Origin of the sequence: Desulfurobacterium thermolithotrophum DSM 11699 (genome assembly GCF_000191045.1) — a bacterium.
Taxonomy (GTDB): domain Bacteria; phylum Aquificota; class Aquificia; order Desulfurobacteriales; family Desulfurobacteriaceae; genus Desulfurobacterium; species Desulfurobacterium thermolithotrophum.
This window is the reverse complement of record NC_015185.1, coordinates 192,798-209,000: the sequence shown is the minus strand read 5'-3', so window position 1 is coordinate 209,000 and position 16,203 is coordinate 192,798. Positions and strand designations below refer to the sequence as shown.

The 16,203-nt window shown below is 37.2% G+C and carries 25 protein-coding genes; 5 read left to right on the top strand and 20 right to left on the bottom strand.

What is annotated here, in order from left to right; all coding sequences use genetic code 11:
• The first annotated feature begins 22 nt into the window (after positions 1-22).
• The gene (locus DESTER_RS01180; RefSeq protein ID WP_013637847.1) at positions 23-1,243 is read left to right on the top strand and encodes an aspartate kinase; all 1,221 of its coding nucleotides are present in this window, start codon (positions 23-25) and stop codon (positions 1,241-1,243) included.
• A gap of 26 nt (positions 1,244-1,269) precedes the next feature.
• Positions 1,270-2,865, top strand: a complete 1,596-nt coding sequence (gene cimA / locus DESTER_RS01175) for a citramalate synthase (protein ID WP_013637846.1) — start codon at positions 1,270-1,272, stop codon at positions 2,863-2,865.
• 38 nt (positions 2,866-2,903) lie between these two features.
• On the opposite strand, the gene DESTER_RS01170 is transcribed toward cimA, so the two are convergent.
• Genes DESTER_RS01170 through speB form a run of 3 tightly spaced genes read right to left on the bottom strand, consistent with a single transcriptional unit; the run spans position 2,904 to position 5,630 of the window.
• Complete coding sequence (locus tag DESTER_RS01170; RefSeq protein WP_013637845.1) at positions 2,904-3,959, bottom strand: bis-aminopropyl spermidine synthase family protein; 1,056 nt, start codon at positions 3,957-3,959, stop codon at positions 2,904-2,906.
• A gap of 1 nt (position 3,960) precedes the next feature.
• A complete protein-coding gene (gene speE / locus DESTER_RS01165) occupies positions 3,961-4,824 on the bottom strand; it encodes a polyamine aminopropyltransferase (RefSeq protein ID WP_013637844.1) in 864 nt (287 codons plus the stop codon).
• Positions 4,825-4,826: 2 nt separating this feature from the next.
• Complete coding sequence (gene speB, locus DESTER_RS01160; protein ID WP_013637843.1) at positions 4,827-5,630, bottom strand: agmatinase; 804 nt, start codon at positions 5,628-5,630, stop codon at positions 4,827-4,829.
• 66 nt (positions 5,631-5,696) lie between these two features.
• Here speB and DESTER_RS01155 point away from each other — a divergent pair, with 66 nt between their 5' ends.
• The 3 genes from DESTER_RS01155 to DESTER_RS01145 are packed head-to-tail and all read left to right on the top strand — an operon-like array spanning position 5,697 to position 7,382.
• Entirely contained in the window at positions 5,697-6,347 is a 651-nt protein-coding gene (locus tag DESTER_RS01155) for a septum site-determining protein MinC (protein WP_013637842.1), read from the top strand.
• On the top strand, positions 6,347-7,144 hold the full coding sequence (minD, locus tag DESTER_RS01150) for a septum site-determining protein MinD (RefSeq protein WP_013637841.1): 798 nt from the start codon (positions 6,347-6,349) through the stop codon (positions 7,142-7,144). The genes DESTER_RS01155 and minD overlap by 1 nt, the downstream gene beginning before the upstream one ends.
• 4 nt (positions 7,145-7,148) lie before the next feature.
• A complete protein-coding gene (locus DESTER_RS01145) occupies positions 7,149-7,382 on the top strand; it encodes a cell division topological specificity factor MinE (RefSeq protein ID WP_013637840.1) in 234 nt (77 codons plus the stop codon).
• A 77-nt stretch (positions 7,383-7,459) separates the two neighbouring features.
• Here DESTER_RS01145 and rplQ read toward each other — a convergent pair whose 3' ends face one another.
• The 17 genes from rplQ to DESTER_RS01060 form a co-directional block, all read right to left on the bottom strand.
• A complete protein-coding gene (rplQ, locus tag DESTER_RS01140) occupies positions 7,460-7,840 on the bottom strand; it encodes a 50S ribosomal protein L17 (RefSeq protein WP_013637839.1) in 381 nt (126 codons plus the stop codon).
• Positions 7,837-8,793: a DNA-directed RNA polymerase subunit alpha gene (locus tag DESTER_RS01135; protein WP_013637838.1), complete on the bottom strand. Its 957-nt coding sequence runs from the start codon at positions 8,791-8,793 to the stop codon at positions 7,837-7,839. Before DESTER_RS01135 ends, rplQ begins: the two co-directional genes overlap by 4 nt.
• A 27-nt stretch (positions 8,794-8,820) precedes the next feature.
• A complete protein-coding gene (gene rpsD, locus DESTER_RS01130; protein WP_013637837.1) occupies positions 8,821-9,447 on the bottom strand; it encodes a 30S ribosomal protein S4 in 627 nt (208 codons plus the stop codon).
• A gap of 12 nt (positions 9,448-9,459) precedes the next feature.
• Positions 9,460-9,852, bottom strand: coding sequence for a 30S ribosomal protein S11 (rpsK, locus tag DESTER_RS01125; RefSeq protein ID WP_013637836.1), 393 nt, complete (start codon positions 9,850-9,852; stop codon positions 9,460-9,462).
• Between the two features lie 19 nt (positions 9,853-9,871).
• Positions 9,872-10,252, bottom strand: a complete 381-nt coding sequence (gene rpsM / locus DESTER_RS01120; RefSeq protein ID WP_013637835.1) for a 30S ribosomal protein S13 — start codon at positions 10,250-10,252, stop codon at positions 9,872-9,874.
• Positions 10,253-10,263: 11 nt separating this feature from the next.
• Positions 10,264-10,380, bottom strand: coding sequence for a 50S ribosomal protein L36 (rpmJ, locus tag DESTER_RS01115; protein WP_013637834.1), 117 nt, complete (start codon positions 10,378-10,380; stop codon positions 10,264-10,266).
• Positions 10,381-10,442: 62 nt separating this feature from the next.
• Positions 10,443-10,661 (bottom strand): translation initiation factor IF-1, encoded by a 219-nt coding sequence (gene infA / locus DESTER_RS01110; RefSeq protein WP_013637833.1) that lies wholly within the window; start codon positions 10,659-10,661, stop codon positions 10,443-10,445.
• Positions 10,662-10,713: 52 nt separating this feature from the next.
• Positions 10,714-11,496 (bottom strand): type I methionyl aminopeptidase, encoded by a 783-nt coding sequence (map, locus tag DESTER_RS01105; RefSeq protein ID WP_013637832.1) that lies wholly within the window; start codon positions 11,494-11,496, stop codon positions 10,714-10,716.
• Positions 11,489-12,052, bottom strand: a complete 564-nt coding sequence (locus tag DESTER_RS01100; RefSeq protein WP_013637831.1) for an adenylate kinase — start codon at positions 12,050-12,052, stop codon at positions 11,489-11,491. The genes map and DESTER_RS01100 overlap by 8 nt, the downstream gene beginning before the upstream one ends.
• Before the next feature lies 1 nt (position 12,053).
• The gene (secY, locus tag DESTER_RS01095) at positions 12,054-13,382 is read right to left on the bottom strand and encodes a preprotein translocase subunit SecY (protein ID WP_013637830.1); all 1,329 of its coding nucleotides are present in this window, start codon (positions 13,380-13,382) and stop codon (positions 12,054-12,056) included.
• A gap of 9 nt (positions 13,383-13,391) precedes the next feature.
• Positions 13,392-13,850 (bottom strand): 50S ribosomal protein L15, encoded by a 459-nt coding sequence (gene rplO / locus DESTER_RS01090; RefSeq protein ID WP_013637829.1) that lies wholly within the window; start codon positions 13,848-13,850, stop codon positions 13,392-13,394.
• Position 13,851: 1 nt separating this feature from the next.
• Complete coding sequence (gene rpmD, locus DESTER_RS01085) at positions 13,852-14,037, bottom strand: 50S ribosomal protein L30 (RefSeq protein WP_013637828.1); 186 nt, start codon at positions 14,035-14,037, stop codon at positions 13,852-13,854.
• A gap of 2 nt (positions 14,038-14,039) precedes the next feature.
• Entirely contained in the window at positions 14,040-14,597 is a 558-nt protein-coding gene (gene rpsE / locus DESTER_RS01080) for a 30S ribosomal protein S5 (protein WP_013637827.1), read from the bottom strand.
• A 12-nt stretch (positions 14,598-14,609) separates the two neighbouring features.
• Entirely contained in the window at positions 14,610-14,975 is a 366-nt protein-coding gene (rplR, locus tag DESTER_RS01075) for a 50S ribosomal protein L18 (protein WP_013637826.1), read from the bottom strand.
• Between the two features lie 22 nt (positions 14,976-14,997).
• The gene (gene rplF, locus DESTER_RS01070; RefSeq protein ID WP_013637825.1) at positions 14,998-15,540 is read right to left on the bottom strand and encodes a 50S ribosomal protein L6; all 543 of its coding nucleotides are present in this window, start codon (positions 15,538-15,540) and stop codon (positions 14,998-15,000) included.
• A 22-nt stretch (positions 15,541-15,562) separates the two neighbouring features.
• Positions 15,563-15,985 (bottom strand): 30S ribosomal protein S8, encoded by a 423-nt coding sequence (rpsH, locus tag DESTER_RS01065; RefSeq protein ID WP_013637824.1) that lies wholly within the window; start codon positions 15,983-15,985, stop codon positions 15,563-15,565.
• Positions 15,986-16,011: 26 nt separating this feature from the next.
• Positions 16,012-16,197: a type Z 30S ribosomal protein S14 gene (locus tag DESTER_RS01060; RefSeq protein WP_013637823.1), complete on the bottom strand. Its 186-nt coding sequence runs from the start codon at positions 16,195-16,197 to the stop codon at positions 16,012-16,014.
• Between the last annotated feature and the right edge of the window lie 6 nt (positions 16,198-16,203).

Genomic DNA, 16,203 nt, shown 5'->3' with positions numbered 1-16,203 from the left:
TTGACTATTTGGAGGTAGCTTAATGGCACTCGTTGTTCAGAAGTTTGGTGGAACATCTATGGGTTCGATAGAGAGGATAAAGCACGTTGCAAGAAGAGTTCTCCAAGAAAAAGAAAAGGGGAATGATGTTGTAGTTGTTGTTTCTGCAATGGCAGGGGAAACGGATAGGCTTATTAATCTTGTAAAAGAGATAACTGCTGAGCCAAATGAAAGAGATATGGACTTTGTTGTTTCTACAGGTGAACAGGTTTCTGCTGGTCTCCTTTCAATTGTCCTTAACAACATGGGATATCCTGCTGTTTCTTTAACTGGATGGCAGGCTGGAATAAAAACAGACAATGCCTTTACAAAGGCAAGAATACTTGACATAGATGTTGAAAGAATAAAAAAACACCTAAAGGAAGGAAAGTTAGTTGTAATTACTGGATTTCAAGGTATTACCGAAGAAGGAGATATAACAACCCTTGGAAGAGGAGGTTCAGACACTTCAGCAGTTGCACTTGCTGCGGCTTTAAATGCTGATAGATGTGACATCTATACAGACGTTGATGGAGTTTACACTGCCGATCCAAGAATTGTTCCTCAGGCAAAAAGAATAGATGTTTTATCTTACGAAGAGATGTTAGAGCTTGCTTCCTTAGGTGCTAAGGTTCTTCAAATAAGGTCTGTTGAATTTGCGATGAAGTACAACGTACCCTTAAGAGTTAGAAGTACATTTACAGAAGATGAAGGAACGCTCATTAAGGAGGAAGACGAAACAATGGAAAGAGTAGTTGTTAGAGGAATAGCTCACAATAAAAACGAAGCAAGAATTACTGTAGAAAGAGTGCCTGATAAACCTGGAATTGCCGCAAGGATATTTGATGCTCTTGCCGAAGCTAACATTCCAGTTGACATGATAGTTCAAAACGTTTCTGTAGATGGTTATACAGATATTTCTTTTACAGTAGAGAAAAATGATGCTTCTAAAGCTGAAAAAATTACTAAGGAAGTTGCTAATGAAATTGGAGCAAGAAACGTTATAAGAGATGACAGAATTGCTAAGGTTTCTGTAGTTGGACTTGGAATGAGGAGTCATGCAGGGGTTGCAGGAAAAGTTTTTGAAACCCTTGCAAAGTATGGAATAAATATCGTTATGATTTCAACTTCCGAAATAAAAATATCCTGCATTGTAGAAGAAAAGTTTACAGAGCTTGCTGTAAGAGTTCTCCACGAGGCTTTTGGACTGGATAAAAGTGAGTAAAAAGAGGCAAAGTAAGAGGTTGAATAATGGTTTACATATACGATACAACTCTTAGAGATGGTGCTCAGACAAGAGGAGTTTCCTTTTCTCTTGAAGATAAACTAAGAATTACTCAGGCACTTGACGACCTTGGGGTTCACTACATTGAGGGCGGTTGGCCAGGTTCAAATCCGAAGGATTTAGCCTACTTTGAAACTGTAAAAGGGCTTAACCTAAAGAATTCCAAAATCGTTGCATTTAGTTCCACAAAGAGAAAGGGAATAAAGATAGAGGAAGATGCAAACATTGCACAGCTTGTAAAAACAAAAGTACCAGCGGTTACAGTCTTTGGAAAGTCCTGGGATTTGCATGTAACTGAGGCACTGAAGATTAGCCTTGAGGAAAATTTAGAACTTATCTATCAAACAATTGAATATCTGAAAAAGTACTTTGATGAAGTCTTCTTTGATGCCGAACACTTCTTTGATGGATACAAGGAAAACCCAGAATATGCAGTTAAGACCCTAAAGGCTGCCGAAGAAGCTGGAGCAGACTGTCTTATCTTGTGCGATACAAATGGCGGAACACTTTGGTATGAAACAGAAGAAATATTTGATGCTGTTTCAAAAAAAGTAAAAGCTCCACTTGGAATACACGCTCACAACGATTCAGATATGGCAGTTGTAAACTCTTTAATAGCAGTCAAAAAAGGAGCAATTCAGATTCAAGGAACAATAAACGGACTTGGTGAAAGAGCTGGAAATGCAAATCTTTGTTCAATCATTCCAAATCTTGTAATAAAAATGGGATATAAATCAATACCTATTGAAAACTTGAAAAAACTTTATTCTGTTTCAAGACTTGTTTCAGAGCTCTTAAACAGACCTCACCCTGCCAATCTTCCTTTTGTTGGAGATAATGCATTTGCCCACAAAGCAGGTGTCCACGTTTCTGCAGTTGAAAAGAACCCAAGAACCTATGAACATATAAATCCGGAACTTATTGGAAACAGAAGGAGAATAATGGTTTCTGAGCTTTCAGGAAGAAGTAATATAGTAAATAAGGCAAGAGAGCTCGGAATAGAACTGGACAAAAATTCTCCAGAAGTCAAGAAAATTCTTGAAAAGATAAAATATTTAGAAGCTCAAGGATATCACTTTGAAGGAGCAGAAGCTTCTTTTGAGCTTCTTCTAAAGGAAACTCTTGGTATGTCTAAAAAATACTTTGAGCTTAAAGGATTTAGGGTCTTCACAGAAAAGAGATCAGAAGAAGAAGAAGCTTATGCTGAAGCAACCGTAAAAGTGGAAATACCTGAAGAAATAGCACGAGAAAAAGGAATAGAAGATAGATTTGAACATACAGCTGCAGAAGGTAGAGGTCCTGTTGAGGCACTAGATAAAGCTTTAAGGAAAGCTCTCGAAAAGTTTTACCCTTCAATAAAAGAAGTTAAACTTACCGACTACAAAGTAAGAATCCTTAACGAAGCTGCTGGAACAGGAGCTTCACCAAGAGTTTTAATAGAATCAACAGATGGAAAAAGAAAGTGGGGAACGGTTGGAGTATCTCCAAACGTAATTGAAGCTTCATGGATTGCTCTTGTTGATGCATTAAAATACAAGCTTATGAAAGATGACGAAGGATAAAGGAAGGGGATGTTCCCCTTCCTTTATTTAAGTTACTTTTAAGTAGTAGAACTTTCAGCGTCGTTATAGATGTCTCCAACAATTGGGTCATTGAAGCCTTTGAATCCTCTAACAGTTTCAACTCTAAACTGAGTTGACTTGTACCAGATATCTTTTGGAGGCTCTTTAACAGGTGTAAGCTGCCAGCCTCTCATATCTTCGTAGTAATCCCAGTTAACGTACTCGTTGAAGTTGTGAAGAAGATCTGTAATCACAAGTCCCATCTCAAGGAGAACCTTTTGAATTCTTCTCCACTTATCAAGTGAAGACTCTCTTCTTGTTACACCAAAGTAACCTGCACATCTTTCACTTTTAAGTGTAGCAACTCCTCTACCAACAAATGCCTTTATAGCTTCAACTGTTTCTGGTGGATCAGTGAAAAATGTGTCGTAAGCACCAACAACGTCTTCTGGAAGAGGCTGTCTTAAATCGTGAACCCTTGCATCAATGTTAAGGTTATACTCGTTAGAAACCTCTTTAATGAAGTTAACAAGTCTTTCGTCAATTTCAAGAATTGTAACTTTCTTTGGAAGACCACTCAAAGCAAGGGCAATACTCATAAGATCATCATCACCAAGAACAATAACATTCTTACCTCTTAAGTCTCCTCTGTCGTCTGCAAGTGCAACCCTTGCAAATGTATTTTCAGGAGTTACAAATCCTTGGTCATACTGATGGATAGCCGGAGGTCTTTTCTCTTGAATTTTTAGAAACTTTTCAAAAGCTTCTTTGAGAGACCCCTCGATAACTACTCCTCTTCCGTTACAGCAAGAACACCTGTGGGAAACAAAGGTTTCAATTCCAAGTTTCTTAACTAGTTCATTTCCAGCTTCTGTAAGAAGAATTTGATTTCCTTCAAATACAACAAGACCGTGTTTGTTCAAAAGCTTTAAAATTTCAGCAACAAGTGGAAGAGGTTCATCAGAGAGATCAACAACCTTCCAGAAATTTGGAGTGGAAATGACAGCAGCAATTACTTTTTCTACACTTCTTGGGTAAGCAGGAACCTGTGTGTTCTTTTCAGCTTCCTGGGCAATTTGTTTTAGTATCTCCATTTTACTCCTCCTCGTATATAAAGTTTGGAACTGCAAAGGCGCCATAGTGAATCTGAGAGTTGTAGTATTTAAGCTTTCCTGCTGATTTTTCAAGATTTGAGACTTTTCCTAAAAGCTTTTCTGGATTTACAGTAAGAGGATCAAGAATTTTTGAACCAATAGTAAAACTCCACATTCCGGAAGGATAAGTTGGAATAAATGCAAAGTAAGGCCTAACTATAGAAAATACTTTTTGGAGCTCTTTAACTACCTTTTTATGAACTCTATTCTGTGCAAATGGAGATTCAGACTGAGTGACAAAAATTCCGTCATCTTTTAAAGCTTTAAAAGCATCTTTATAAAACTCTTCTTCATAGAGAACTCTTGAAGGACCAATTGGATCTGAGCAGTCAACAATTATGATATCGTAAAGGTTTTCCTTTCCCTTTATGTATTCTCTTCCATCGTCAAAAATAAGCTCTACCCTTTCATCATCTAAAGCACATGAAATTGAAGGTAGTTCTCTTTTAGCAAATTCTACAACTTCTCTGTCTATTTCTACCAATTCCACTTTTTCTGGATTATGTTTTATAACCTCCCTTACTGTTCCACCATCTCCACCACCTATAACAAGAACCCTTTCTGGTTTTCTACCAAGCGTAAAAAGAGCTGGATGAACTATCATTTCATGGTAAATAAACTCGTCCTTTTCTGTCGTCTGAATTGCACCATCAAGAACAAGCATTTTTCCAAAATCTTCAGTATCAAGAAGCAGAATTTCCTGAAATGGAGTTTTTGTTGTTAGAGCATTTTTTACTTTTATGGTTAAACCTGTTCCTTTTAAATCCATTCCTTCACCACTATAGTATTCAGTAAACCAAAGCATTCTTACCCCCAAAACTTTAAAATCAATTCCCTAACAATCTTAGCAGCAAGCATTTGAGTAATACCACTTGGATCATAAGGTGGAGAAACTTCTACTACATCAAATCCAACTACTTTAACAGGCGGTAATTTATAAATGGTTTCAAAGAATTCAATAGGAGAAAAACCACACGGTTCAGGGGTTCCTGTTCCAGGAGCATAGGCTGGATCAAAAAAATCTATATCTATTGTAATGTAAACTGGAGTTTTTATTGACTTTAAAATCTCAGGTAAATCTTTTGGTGAATAGAGATATGTAATTTGTAGACTATTTTTCATAAGCTCAAATTCTTCTTTTGTTCCACTCCTAATGCCAATCTGAATTAGATTACAGCCGAGCTCTAAAATTCTTTTCATAACACAGGCATGGGAGTACTTTGTTCCAGAATATTCATCTCTTAAATCTGCATGAGCATCAAAATGTATAACTGTTAAATTTCCGTAGCGCTCAAACAAGGATTTAACAACTGGATAGGTTACAGAGTGCTCTCCTCCAATCATGATAGGAATTTCTACGTTTTTCATGAAATCTTCTACAGTCTTAATTAATTTTTCGGGATTAGCAGGAACGTCAACGTTTCCTAAATCTCTAAATCTTACAGCTTCCAAATCCTTATCCAAAGAAGGACTGTATGTTTCAAGATTTTCAGAAAAAAATCGAATTCCGTCAGGGGCAAATCTTGCACCTGGTCTAAAACAGGTTGTAGAATCGTAAGGTATTCCAAACAGTAAAAGTTTGCCTTGTGAGGATGCTCCGAGAAAAACCATTATACCCTCTGTGATAAAATTTCAAACTAAAGTAAAATTAATTTGAAGTGGGAGAATTATACAGAAATGGAGTTTAAATTAAGGGGAACTAATGTAATTGGAATAGAAATCATCACTGATAGTAAGTCTTTTGACGTTGAAGCTATAAAAAATTTTATCTTAGAAAAGAAACAACTTTTAAAAGGTTCAAGGTTTATAGTTTGTGTGGAAGATAGAAAGCTTTCAAAAAATGAAATTATAGAACTTAGCTTATTCATACAAAACGTTGATGAATTGACATTTTGCGGTTTTAAAACTAATCTAAAGGAAAACAGAGAGCTCTGTATTTCCTTAGGAATCCCATGTGACCTTTCCGAAATGGAAATTGAAAAGGAAAGAGAGAGAGCTGAAACTGAAGAAGTGAAATTTGTAAGAAAAACTTTACGTTCCGGAGATAAAGTTACCTCTACTGGTGATCTTGTCATTTTAGGAGATGTAAATCCCGGAGCTGAAGTTGAAGCAGGTGGAAATGTTTATGTGATGGGAAGTCTAAGAGGAATTGTTAAAGCAGGGATTGGTAAATCAGAAGCAGAAGTAAGAGCTCTCTACTTTGAAGCTCCAAGGTTAGAAATATGTAACCAAGAAAGAACATTTGATAGAAAGGAATCTTATGTTAACTTTAAAGCAAGAGTTAAATCAGGAAAACTTAAAATAGAATCTTTAAAGAAGGGGAGATGATGGCTGATAAAGTAATTTGTGTAACATCCGGGAAAGGAGGAGTAGGAAAAAGTACTATAACAGGTAATCTTGCTACTGCTCTTGCAGCTAAAGGATATAAGGTAGTGGCGATTGATGCCGACATAGGACTAAGAAACCTTGACTTAATCCTTGGATTAGAAAACAGAATAGTTTACGACATAGTTCATGTTGCCGAAGGAGTTTGTCCAGTAGAAAAAGCTCTTGTAAAAGATAAAAGGACAAAAAATTTACACTTACTACCTGCTGCACAGACAAAGGACAAAAATGCAATTAGTCCGGAAGACCTTGTTAATATCGTTGAATCTCTCAGAGAAAAATTTGACTTTATATTCATAGACTCTCCAGCAGGAATTGAAGAAGGATTTAAAACAGCAGTTACTCCTGCAGACACTATACTTGTTGTTGCAAATCCTGAAATGGCTTCAATTAGAGATGCCGATAGAGTTACCGGTCTTTGTGAAACTATGGGAAAACCAGAACCTAAATTAATTGTCAATAGGCTTGATCCTAAAAAAGTTGCAAAAGGAGATATGCTTGATGCTGAAGATGTAGTCCAAATTTTAGGATTGGAACTTATAGGTATTGTTCCAGAAGATAAAAATATGGTTTCTTACATAAATAGAGGAGAACCAGCTGTTCTTTTTGAAGAATCTATTGCTGGCAAGGCCTTAAGAAATGTAGCAGAACGTTTACTTGGAAAAGAAGTTCCATTCCTTAACTTAGAGTACAACGAGGGATTTTTTGAAAAGCTCAAGAAACTTTTTGGAGGGGACTAAAGAAATGGGGTTATGGCCATTTAGAAAAAAATCCAGCAAGGAAATTGCTAAAAAAAGGCTGCAATTGGTTTTAAAATATGATAGAGCCGGATTACCTCCAAATGCTATAGAAGAAGTGAAAAATGCTATTTTGAATGCTTTGAAGGATTTTCCATTTATTGATGCCTCAGGTGTTTCTATTTACGTTCCAAATGAAGATTCAGAAAAAATTGAAATTGAAATTCCAGTTAAAAACTAAATTTTCCTTTAAATAAAAGTTAAAAAAATTAAAAAAGCCCCACAAAGGGGCCTTTATCTTTTTTTGGGAATAAAAAATTACTCTTCAGAGTTTCCTTCTTTAGGTTCAACGAGCATAACTATTGCTGTTGGAGCAGCATCTCCTTTTCTAAAGGAATAGTGTAAGAGTCTTGTATATCCTCCATTTCTATTTGCATACTTAGGAGCAATTTCGTTTACAAGTTTATAAGCTACATCTTTTCTTGTAACGATAGTAAGAACTTCTCTTATAGCCTTTACTTTATCCTCTTGCTTTGCTTTATTTATAACTTTATCTGCAAGTCTTTTTAGTTCTTTTGCTCTTGCCACTGTAGTAACAACTTTTCCATGCTCTATAAGATCAGTTACAAGATTTCTCAACATCAATAATCTATGCTCTGTAGGTCTTCCTAGCTTTTTACCTTTTACTCTATGTCTCATTTTTGTCCACCTCCAAGTTCAAATCCAAGGGAAGCCAAGAAATTCTCAATTTCAGCCAAAGACTTCTTTCCGAGTCCTTTCATAGACTCAAGTTCTTTTTTGGTTAGTTTTACTAAGTCTCCAACTGTTGTTATTCCATTTTCTCCTAAGATCTTGAGAGCTCTACCCTTTAAACCAGCTTCTTCGAGAGTCTGATTGTAAATTTCCGGTACTTCTTCTTTTTTAACCTCTTCAGGTTGAGCTGTAGCAAAAATAGCCTCAACAAGCTTATCCCTAACCATAGAAAAGTGTTCTATAAGAATATTAGCAGCTCTAACAACAGCATCTTTTGGAGTAATACTACCATCTGTCCATATTTCCATAGTGAGTCTGTTGTAGTCAGTCCTTCTTCCTACCCTCGTATCTTCTACTCTAAACGCAACTTTCTTAATAGGAGAAAAATCCGCGTCAAGAGGTATCCAACCTATTGTAGAAATGTCAAAGATTTCTTGAATATCCTCAGATAAAACAAAACCTTTTCCTTTGTCTATTCTAAGGTAAATCTCTATTTCTGAATTTTCATTATCAAGAGTTGCTATTTCTTGGTCAGGAGTTAAGAGCTCAACTTGAGATGGAAGTTCAAAATCCTTTGCATATACTTTTCCAGGTCCTCTTTTCTTGAGTTCTATAAAAACAGGACCTTCCCCGTGAAGAATAAATCTAAGCTGCTTAAGATTGAGGACTATTTCTGTTACATCCTCGACAACTCCAGGAAGAGTTGTAAATTCGTGATAAGCCCCTTCAAACTTAACAGCAGTTGGAGCAGCACCTTCTATAGAAGAAAGAAGTACTCTCCTCAAAGCATTACCAACAGTAGTACCATAACCCTTTTCCAAAGGTTCTACAACAAATCTTCCATAATTTTCTGTATGTTCCTCCCAGAGAAACTTCTCAGGAGTAATAAATTCAACCATTATTTTCCTCCAAAGTTCGGTTAACTATTACTTGGAGTAGAGCTCAACAATCAAGTGTTCTTCAACTGGAATTTCTATTTCCTCTCTTGTTGGTTCAGCCTTAACTACACCTTTGAAGTTTTCGGCATCAAGCTCAAGCCAAGAAGGTATACCTCTTCTTTGAGCAAGCTCTATACCCTCTTTAATTTGAGGAATTTCTCTACTCTTTTCTTTAACTTCAACAATATCTCCAGGCTTTACAAGGTAAGAAGGTCTATCAACTTTCTTTCCATTTACAAGGATATGACCATGAACAACAAGCTGTCTCGCATGTCTATGAGATTTACCAAATCCAAGTCTATAAACAACGTTATCAAGCCTACTTTCAAGGAGTTTAAGAAGGTTCTCACCAGTTTGACCTCTCATTCTCTCGGCCATTTCATAAAAACGCTTGAATTGTCCTTCTCTAATACCGTAGTAGTACTTAACCTTTTGCTTTTCCATAAGCTGACGGCCGTAGTAGGAAATCTTTCTACGACTACGCCCATGCTGTCCTGGTGGATAAGGTCTTCTATCAAGAATTGATTTTCCTTTCTGAGACTTTTCTTCACCAACGTATATGTTAACGCCAAGGCGTCTAGCAATACGCCACTTTGGTCCTGTATATCTTCCCATTGATTACCTCCGTTACACCCTTCTTCTTTTTGGTGGTCTACATCCGTCGTGAGGAATAGGAGTAACATCCTTAATAGCTTTTACATTTAAACCAACTGCAGCAATAGCCTTAATAGCTGTTTCTCTACCACCACCATTACCTTTAATTCTTATTTCAACATCCTTTACACCATACTCTTTCATAGCTCTTTCTGCCGCTTTTGTTGCAGCAAGTTGAGCAGCATAAGGAGTACTCTTTCTTGTTCCTTTAAAACCAACAGTTCCACCACTTTCCCAGACAAGAGTATTACCCTCTTTATCTGTAAAAGTAATAATAGTATTATTAAAGGTTGTCTGTATATGAGCAATTGCAAAACCTACAGTTCTCTTTTGCTTCTTTTTAACGTTTCTTCTGGCTCTTGCCATTAATAACCTCCCAATTCAATTACTTCTTAGGTGCCTTCTTCTTACCAGCAACTGTCTTTCTTGGTCCCTTTCTCGTTCTTGCGTTTGTTCTGGTTCTTTGACCTCTAACAGGAAGACCAAGTCTGTGGCGAATACCTCTGTAACATCCAATTTCCATAAGCCTTTTAATGTTCATTGCAATCTCTTTTCTGAGATCCCCTTCAACCTTGTACTCTGTTTCAATGATTTTTCTAATTTTAGCTATTTCTTCTTCAGTAAGATCCTTAACTCTTTTTTCTGGATCTATTCCTGCCTCTTCACAGATCTTGAAACCTGTCTTAATACCTATTCCATAAATATAGGCAAGAGAATAAGGTACTTTTTTATTATCGGGAATATCTACTCCTGCTATCCTTGCCACAGCTTTCCTCCTTACTTACCTTGTCTCTGTTTGTGCTTTGGGTTTTCACAAATAACCCTAACAACACCTTTTCTCTTAATAATTTTGCACTTCGGGCAAATCTTCTTTACAGATGGCCTTACTTTCATCTGCTACCTCTCCTTAAAACTTTTTTCGTGCCTTCAGCCGCGGGTTTATATAAAGGGACGGTTTAGCCTTTTCTATAAATAATCCTTCCTCTTGTTAAATCGTAAGGACTAAGCTCGACAACCACACGGTCGCCTGGCAGAATTCTAATAAAATGAACTCTCATCTTTCCTGATGCATGAGCAAGTACTTGATGCCCATTATCAAGTTCTACCTTAAAGTAAGCATTAGGTAAAGCTTCAACTACTTTACCTTCTACTTGAATACCCTTTTCTTTTGCCATCCTTTCTCCTATTAATTAGGTAATGAACAAAAATTTTTTAATTTTGGAATAATCAAATTGCGGACATAATTATAGTCCCATCTTCTGTAATAGCAACATCATGCTCAAAATGAGCAGAAAGCTTACCATCTTTAGTAACAACAGTCCATCTGTCTCTCTTTACTTTTACTTTTCCTGTTCCTTCATTTACCATTGGCTCAATTGCAAACGTCATTCCTGGCTCAAGAGTGATATCTGGATAGCCTTTGTAAACATAGTTTGTTATCTGAGGTTCCTCATGCAAAGACCTTCCAATTCCGTGACCTGCGTAACCACGAGTTACATTAAAACCATGAGACTCAACATACTTCTGAATGGCTCTCGATATATCGATAAGTTTTCCACCTGCTTTAGCTGCTTCAATACCTTTGTAGAGAGATTCTCTCGTAACATCTATCAACTTTTGTGCAGTCTCACTTATTTTTCCAACTGGAACTGTTACTGCAACATCACCAATCCAGCCATCCACGACAGCACCAAAGTCAAGGCTTACAATATCTCCCTCTTTGAAAACTTTCTTCTTTGTAGGAAGTCCATGAACAACTTCCTCGTTAACGGAAACACAAATTGCACCAGGGAAGCCACCATAACCGAGGAAAGCAGGCTTTACGCCATATTCCTTACAGAGACTTCTTGTAATCCTATCTATATCAAGAGCTGTAATACCCGAGGATATTTCCTCAGCAACTCTGAGGAGAATTTCCATAGTTGTTGCTGCAGCAGTTCTTAGCCTTGCAATCTCCTCCGGAGTTTTTAGGATTATTCCATGCTTTGTTTTCCTGAGCGTCTTAACCATTTAGTCCCAAGCTCTCCTCAATTTTCTTCGTTATCTCATCAATTTCACCAACACCGCAGATCTCAACAAGGATGCCCTTTTCAGAGTAGTAATCGATGAGAGGAGCTGTTTGCTTCCTGTAAACTTCAAGCCTATTCCTTATAACTTCCTCAGTATCATCTGCTCTACCGCGGGCTAAAAGCCTCTTTACTATCTCCTCATCGTCAACGTTGAGGTAAACAACCTTATCAAGAGGAAGCCCGAGTTCGGCAAGCATTTTGTCTAAAGCTTCAGCCTGAGGGAGAGTCCTTGGAAAACCGTCAAGGATAAAACCTCTCTCTCTAACATCCGATTGAGAAAGTCTTTCCCTGATAATGCCAATGATTACATCATCTGGAACAAGTTCTCCCTTATCCATATACTCTTTTGCCAGCTTTCCAAGTTCTGTTCCCTCTTTCACAGCTGCCCTTAAGATGTCTCCAGTTGATATGTGAGGAACGTTGTACTTTTCTGCAATCCTTACTGCCTGCGTTCCCTTTCCTGCTCCTGGTGGTCCTAAAAAAACAACTTTTAACACTTTAACCTCCAGTGCCTAATTTCAGTTTCTTTTTCTTTCTACCAAGAAATCCCTCGTAAGAAATAGAAAGTGCATAAGCTTCCATTCTCCTTAGTGTATCAAGAGCAACTCCAACAACAATCAAAATTGCTGTTCCACCAAAATAAAATGGAAGTTGCATTTTTTGCGTAATTATTAATGGAACAATAGCAACTAAAGTAAGGAATACCGCACCGGCAAAAGTAAGTCTTGAAACAATCTTATCTAAGTATTTTGCTGTATCCGTTCCTGCCCTTATTCCAGGAATAAATCCACCGTGCTTATTTAGGTTCTCAGCTATTTCTTCTGGATTAAAGATTATTGCTGTATAAAAGTAAGTGAAGAAGAAAATGAGCACAGCATAAACGATTAAGTACAAAGTACTTCCTGGCTGAAGAGCATCATAAATTGCTTGAGCAATAGGATTATGAATGAATTTGACGATTGTGGCTGGAAACATGAGAACTGAAGCTGCAAAGATAATAGGAATAACGTTAGCAGGATTTAGCTTTATAGGAAGATAACTTGTATATTTTCCAACAGCTTGTCTTCCGATATTTCGTCTTGCATACTGAAGAGGAACTCTTCTTTCTGCTTCCTGTATGTATACAATGGCTGCAATCATAGCCAAAATAATAGATATAATACCAATTATCTTAAAAAGGGATATTTCTCCATTTTTAAATAGAGTAAAAGTAGTAATGGCTGCATTTGGAATACTTGCTACAATACCCGCAAAGATTAGAATGGACATTCCGTTACCTATTCCTTTCTCAGTTATCTTTTCTCCAAGCCACATAAGAAAAGTTGCACCAGCAGTTAAACACGTTACACAGACAAACATAAAGGTAAATCCTGGATTAGGTACCACAGGTATGCCTGATGGACTTTTCATACTCTCAAGTCCAATAGCAATACCCAAAGCTTGAATGAAAGCAAGGAGAACAGCTCCATATCGAGTATACTGATTTATTTTCCTTCGTCCGTACTCACCTTCCTCTTTAGCAAGCTTTTCAATTGAAGGAATGGCAACAGTTAAAAGTTGCATAATAATGGCAGAACTAATGTACGGCATTACACCTAGAGCAAAAATTGTGAGCTTACTTAAAGCACCTCCGGAAAAAACATCCATAAAGCCAAAAACGGTACCTTGAGCTCTTTTGAAAAATTCAGACAAAGCTATAACATCAATTCCAGGTGTAGGAATATGTGCTCCTAGCCTATAAACAGCCAGGAGCAACATCGTAAAGATAAATCTTTTTCTAAGCTCAGGAACTTCTGTTACATTGAAAAAAATCTTTGATAGGTTCATTCTCTACTCCTAAGCTATCTCCTCGCAGATACCACCTGCTGCTTCAATTTTTTCTTTTGCAGATTTTGAGAACTTATGAGCTTTAACTGTAAATTTTTTGGTAACTTCTCCATCTCCAAGAATTTTTACAGGAAGATTCTTCTTAATAAGCCCTACTTCTTTGAGAGTTTCAGGAGTAATTTCAGCTCCTTCTTCAAATCTTTCATTTATATCTTTAAGATTAACAATTGCATATTCTTTCTTAAATGGAGCGTTTGAAAAACCTCTCTTTGGAAATCTCATATAAAGAGGAGTTTGACCACCTTCAAATCCTGGTCTTGTTCCTCCTTTCCACCCAGACCTTGAAGTTTGTCCTTTTTGACCTCTACCAGAAGTCTTACCGTGACCAGAACCGTGGCCTCTACCTACTCTTTTCTTTTCTTTAACTGCACCTTCATTTGGTTTAAGATTATGTAATTTAAGTTCCATCTTACTCCTCCACTGGTTCGAGCTTAATAAGTTCTCTTACCTTTTCAATCATTCCATTAATTGCAGGGTTAAGTTCTTTTACAGTGCTCTGCCCTCTTTTATGTAGACCAAGAGCTTCAAGAGTTGCTCTCTTCTTTCTACTCTTCCCTGCAAGTCCTCTAACAAGAGTTATCTTAACTTTGGCCATAATTACCTCCTAACAATCTCTCCTTCCTTGGTTATCTTCCTTCCTGGAAGTTTCCAACGTCTTCTAAGTTCCTCAACAGAAACACCTCTTAATTGTGCAAATTCTTCTGGAGTTTTAAGCTGTTCAAGTGCTTTAAGAACAGCTCTTACAACTGTATGAGGATTCGTAGAGCCAATAACTTTTGTAAGAATGTCTGTGACTCCAGCAGACTCAAGAACCGCACGAACTGGTGCAGATGCGATAACTCCTGTACCAGGAGCAGCTGGTCTCATGATTATTCTTGTTCCACCAAACTTAGCTTGAACTTCAAAAGGAATAGTTCCGTCTACAACAGGTATCCTTATTAAGTTCTTTTTTGCATCTTCAGTAGCCTTTCTAATAGCATCTGGAACTTCAGCAGCCTTTCCTCTACCAAAACCAACAACTCCATTTCCATTTCCAACTACCACAAAAGCTGTAAAACTAAACTTTCTACCACCAGTAACAACCTTAGCGTTTCTATTAATATGAACAAGCCTTTCCTTTAATTCCAATCCTTCAGGTCTAACTTTCTTAGCCATCAATTACCTCCCTTAAAATTCAAGTCCACCTTCCCTTGCACCTTCAGCAAGAGCTTTGATCCTTCCATGGTAGATGAAACCACCTCTATCAAAAACAACCTTTTTAATACCTTTTTCAAGAGCCCTCTGAGCTATGAGCTTACCTACTTCCCTTGCTTCTTCTGTCTTTGTAAGCTCAGAAAGTTTTGTTCTAAGTTCTTTATCAAGAGTAGAAGCTGCAGCTAAAGTTACACCATTTACGTCATCTATAATCTGAGCATAAATGTGTTTAAGACTTTTATATACTGCAAGTCTTGGTCTCTCTGGAGTGCCAAAAATTTTCTTTCTTACTCTTCTATGTTTCTTAGCTATTCTTTCCCTTCTAGTTAACTTTGCCATTTTTACCTCTCCCAATTAAGGATTACTTCTTAGCAGACTTACCAGCCTTAAGAACGATCTTTTCACCTCTATATCTAATACCCTTTCCTTTGTAAGGCTCTGGTGGTCTGAAAGATCTAATTTCAGCAGCTACCTGTCCAACTTTTTGCTTATCGATTCCTCTAACGTAAATGTTGTTATCCCTATCAACTTCTATTTCAATACCTTCAGGAATCTGATAAAGAACTGGGTGTGAAAAACCAAGGTGAAGTTCAAGAACTTTTCCTTTAGCAAACGCTCTATAACCAAGTCCTTTTACCTCAAGAACCTTTTCAAATCCCTTAGATACTCCTATTACCATGTTATTGATAAGAGCTCTTGTAGTTCCGTGGAGAGCTCTCATTTGCTTTTCATCAGTAGGTCTTTCAACAATCACCTTATTATCTTCAACCTTTATAGTAAGTCTTGGATTAAAAGTGTACTCAAGAGTTCCCTTTGGACCTTTAACAACTACATGATTTCCTGGTTTTACCTCTACAGTTACACCCTGTGGTATTTCTATAGGCATTCTACCAATCCTTGACATCTTCCCACTCCTTTAATCAGTTTTACCAAACGTAGCAAAGAACTTCTCCACCAACTCCAAGTTTTCTCGCTTTGTAACCAGGAATAATTCCTTTATTGGTGGAAAGAATTGCAACGCCAAGTCCAGCCTTTACGAGAGGGATTTCATCTTTACCCACATAGATTCTTCTACCTGGCTTACTAACCCTCTTAATTTCATTTATAACTCTTTCTTTGTTTGGACCATACTTAAGATAAACTCTTATAAGCTTCTTTTTATTTTCAGGATTTTTTGTCCTCTTAAACTCCTCTTCTCTTATCTCATAATCTTTAATAAAACCTTCTTCTTTAAGAATCTTAGCTATAGCCTCATTAACCTTGGAATAAGGAGCATCTGCATATTCGTGATATACAAAGTTAGCATTCCTAATTCTCGTTAGAAAATCAGCAACTGTATCCATCATCATGGCTACTCTACCTCTCCTATGAATTTTTACCAGCTTGCCTTCTTAACTCCAGGAATTTTTCCCTGAAGGGCAAGAGTTCTGAAACAGAGTCTGCACATACCAAACTCTCTAATAAATCCTCTCGGACGACCACATAAAGGACATCTATTATACTTTCTAACTTTGAACTTTGGTTCTCTTTGTGCTTTAACAATCAATGCCTTCCTTGCCATAGTTCC

Bases quoted from the DNA above. Each gene is read 5' to 3' on its own strand.
- DESTER_RS01180 (WP_013637847.1), top strand. From the start codon at position 23: ATGGCACTCGTTGTTCAGAAGTTTGGTGGAACATCTATGGGTTCGATA.
- cimA (WP_013637846.1), top strand. From the start codon at position 1,270: ATGGTTTACATATACGATACAACTCTTAGAGATGGTGCTCAGACAAGA.
- DESTER_RS01170 (WP_013637845.1), bottom strand. From the start codon at position 3,959: ATGGAGATACTAAAACAAATTGCCCAGGAAGCTGAAAAGAACACACAG.
- speE (WP_013637844.1), bottom strand. From the start codon at position 4,824: ATGCTTTGGTTTACTGAATACTATAGTGGTGAAGGAATGGATTTAAAA.
- speB (WP_013637843.1), bottom strand. From the start codon at position 5,630: ATGGTTTTTCTCGGAGCATCCTCACAAGGCAAACTTTTACTGTTTGGA.
- DESTER_RS01155 (WP_013637842.1), top strand. From the start codon at position 5,697: ATGGAGTTTAAATTAAGGGGAACTAATGTAATTGGAATAGAAATCATC.
- minD (WP_013637841.1), top strand. From the start codon at position 6,347: ATGGCTGATAAAGTAATTTGTGTAACATCCGGGAAAGGAGGAGTAGGA.
- DESTER_RS01145 (WP_013637840.1), top strand. From the start codon at position 7,149: ATGGGGTTATGGCCATTTAGAAAAAAATCCAGCAAGGAAATTGCTAAA.
- rplQ (WP_013637839.1), bottom strand. From the start codon at position 7,840: ATGAGACATAGAGTAAAAGGTAAAAAGCTAGGAAGACCTACAGAGCAT.
- DESTER_RS01135 (WP_013637838.1), bottom strand. From the start codon at position 8,793: ATGGTTGAATTTATTACTCCTGAGAAGTTTCTCTGGGAGGAACATACA.
- rpsD (WP_013637837.1), bottom strand. From the start codon at position 9,447: ATGGGAAGATATACAGGACCAAAGTGGCGTATTGCTAGACGCCTTGGC.
- rpsK (WP_013637836.1), bottom strand. From the start codon at position 9,852: ATGGCAAGAGCCAGAAGAAACGTTAAAAAGAAGCAAAAGAGAACTGTA.
- rpmJ (WP_013637834.1), bottom strand. From the start codon at position 10,380: ATGAAAGTAAGGCCATCTGTAAAGAAGATTTGCCCGAAGTGCAAAATT.
- infA (WP_013637833.1), bottom strand. From the start codon at position 10,661: ATGGCAAAAGAAAAGGGTATTCAAGTAGAAGGTAAAGTAGTTGAAGCT.
- map (WP_013637832.1), bottom strand. From the start codon at position 11,496: ATGGTTAAGACGCTCAGGAAAACAAAGCATGGAATAATCCTAAAAACT.
- secY (WP_013637830.1), bottom strand. From the start codon at position 13,382: ATGAACCTATCAAAGATTTTTTTCAATGTAACAGAAGTTCCTGAGCTT.
- rplO (WP_013637829.1), bottom strand. From the start codon at position 13,850: ATGGAACTTAAATTACATAATCTTAAACCAAATGAAGGTGCAGTTAAA.
- rpmD (WP_013637828.1), bottom strand. From the start codon at position 14,037: ATGGCCAAAGTTAAGATAACTCTTGTTAGAGGACTTGCAGGGAAGAGT.
- rpsE (WP_013637827.1), bottom strand. From the start codon at position 14,597: ATGGCTAAGAAAGTTAGACCTGAAGGATTGGAATTAAAGGAAAGGCTT.
- rplR (WP_013637826.1), bottom strand. From the start codon at position 14,975: ATGGCAAAGTTAACTAGAAGGGAAAGAATAGCTAAGAAACATAGAAGA.
- rplF (WP_013637825.1), bottom strand. From the start codon at position 15,540: ATGTCAAGGATTGGTAGAATGCCTATAGAAATACCACAGGGTGTAACT.
- rpsH (WP_013637824.1), bottom strand. From the start codon at position 15,985: ATGATGATGGATACAGTTGCTGATTTTCTAACGAGAATTAGGAATGCT.
- DESTER_RS01060 (WP_013637823.1), bottom strand. From the start codon at position 16,197: ATGGCAAGGAAGGCATTGATTGTTAAAGCACAAAGAGAACCAAAGTTC.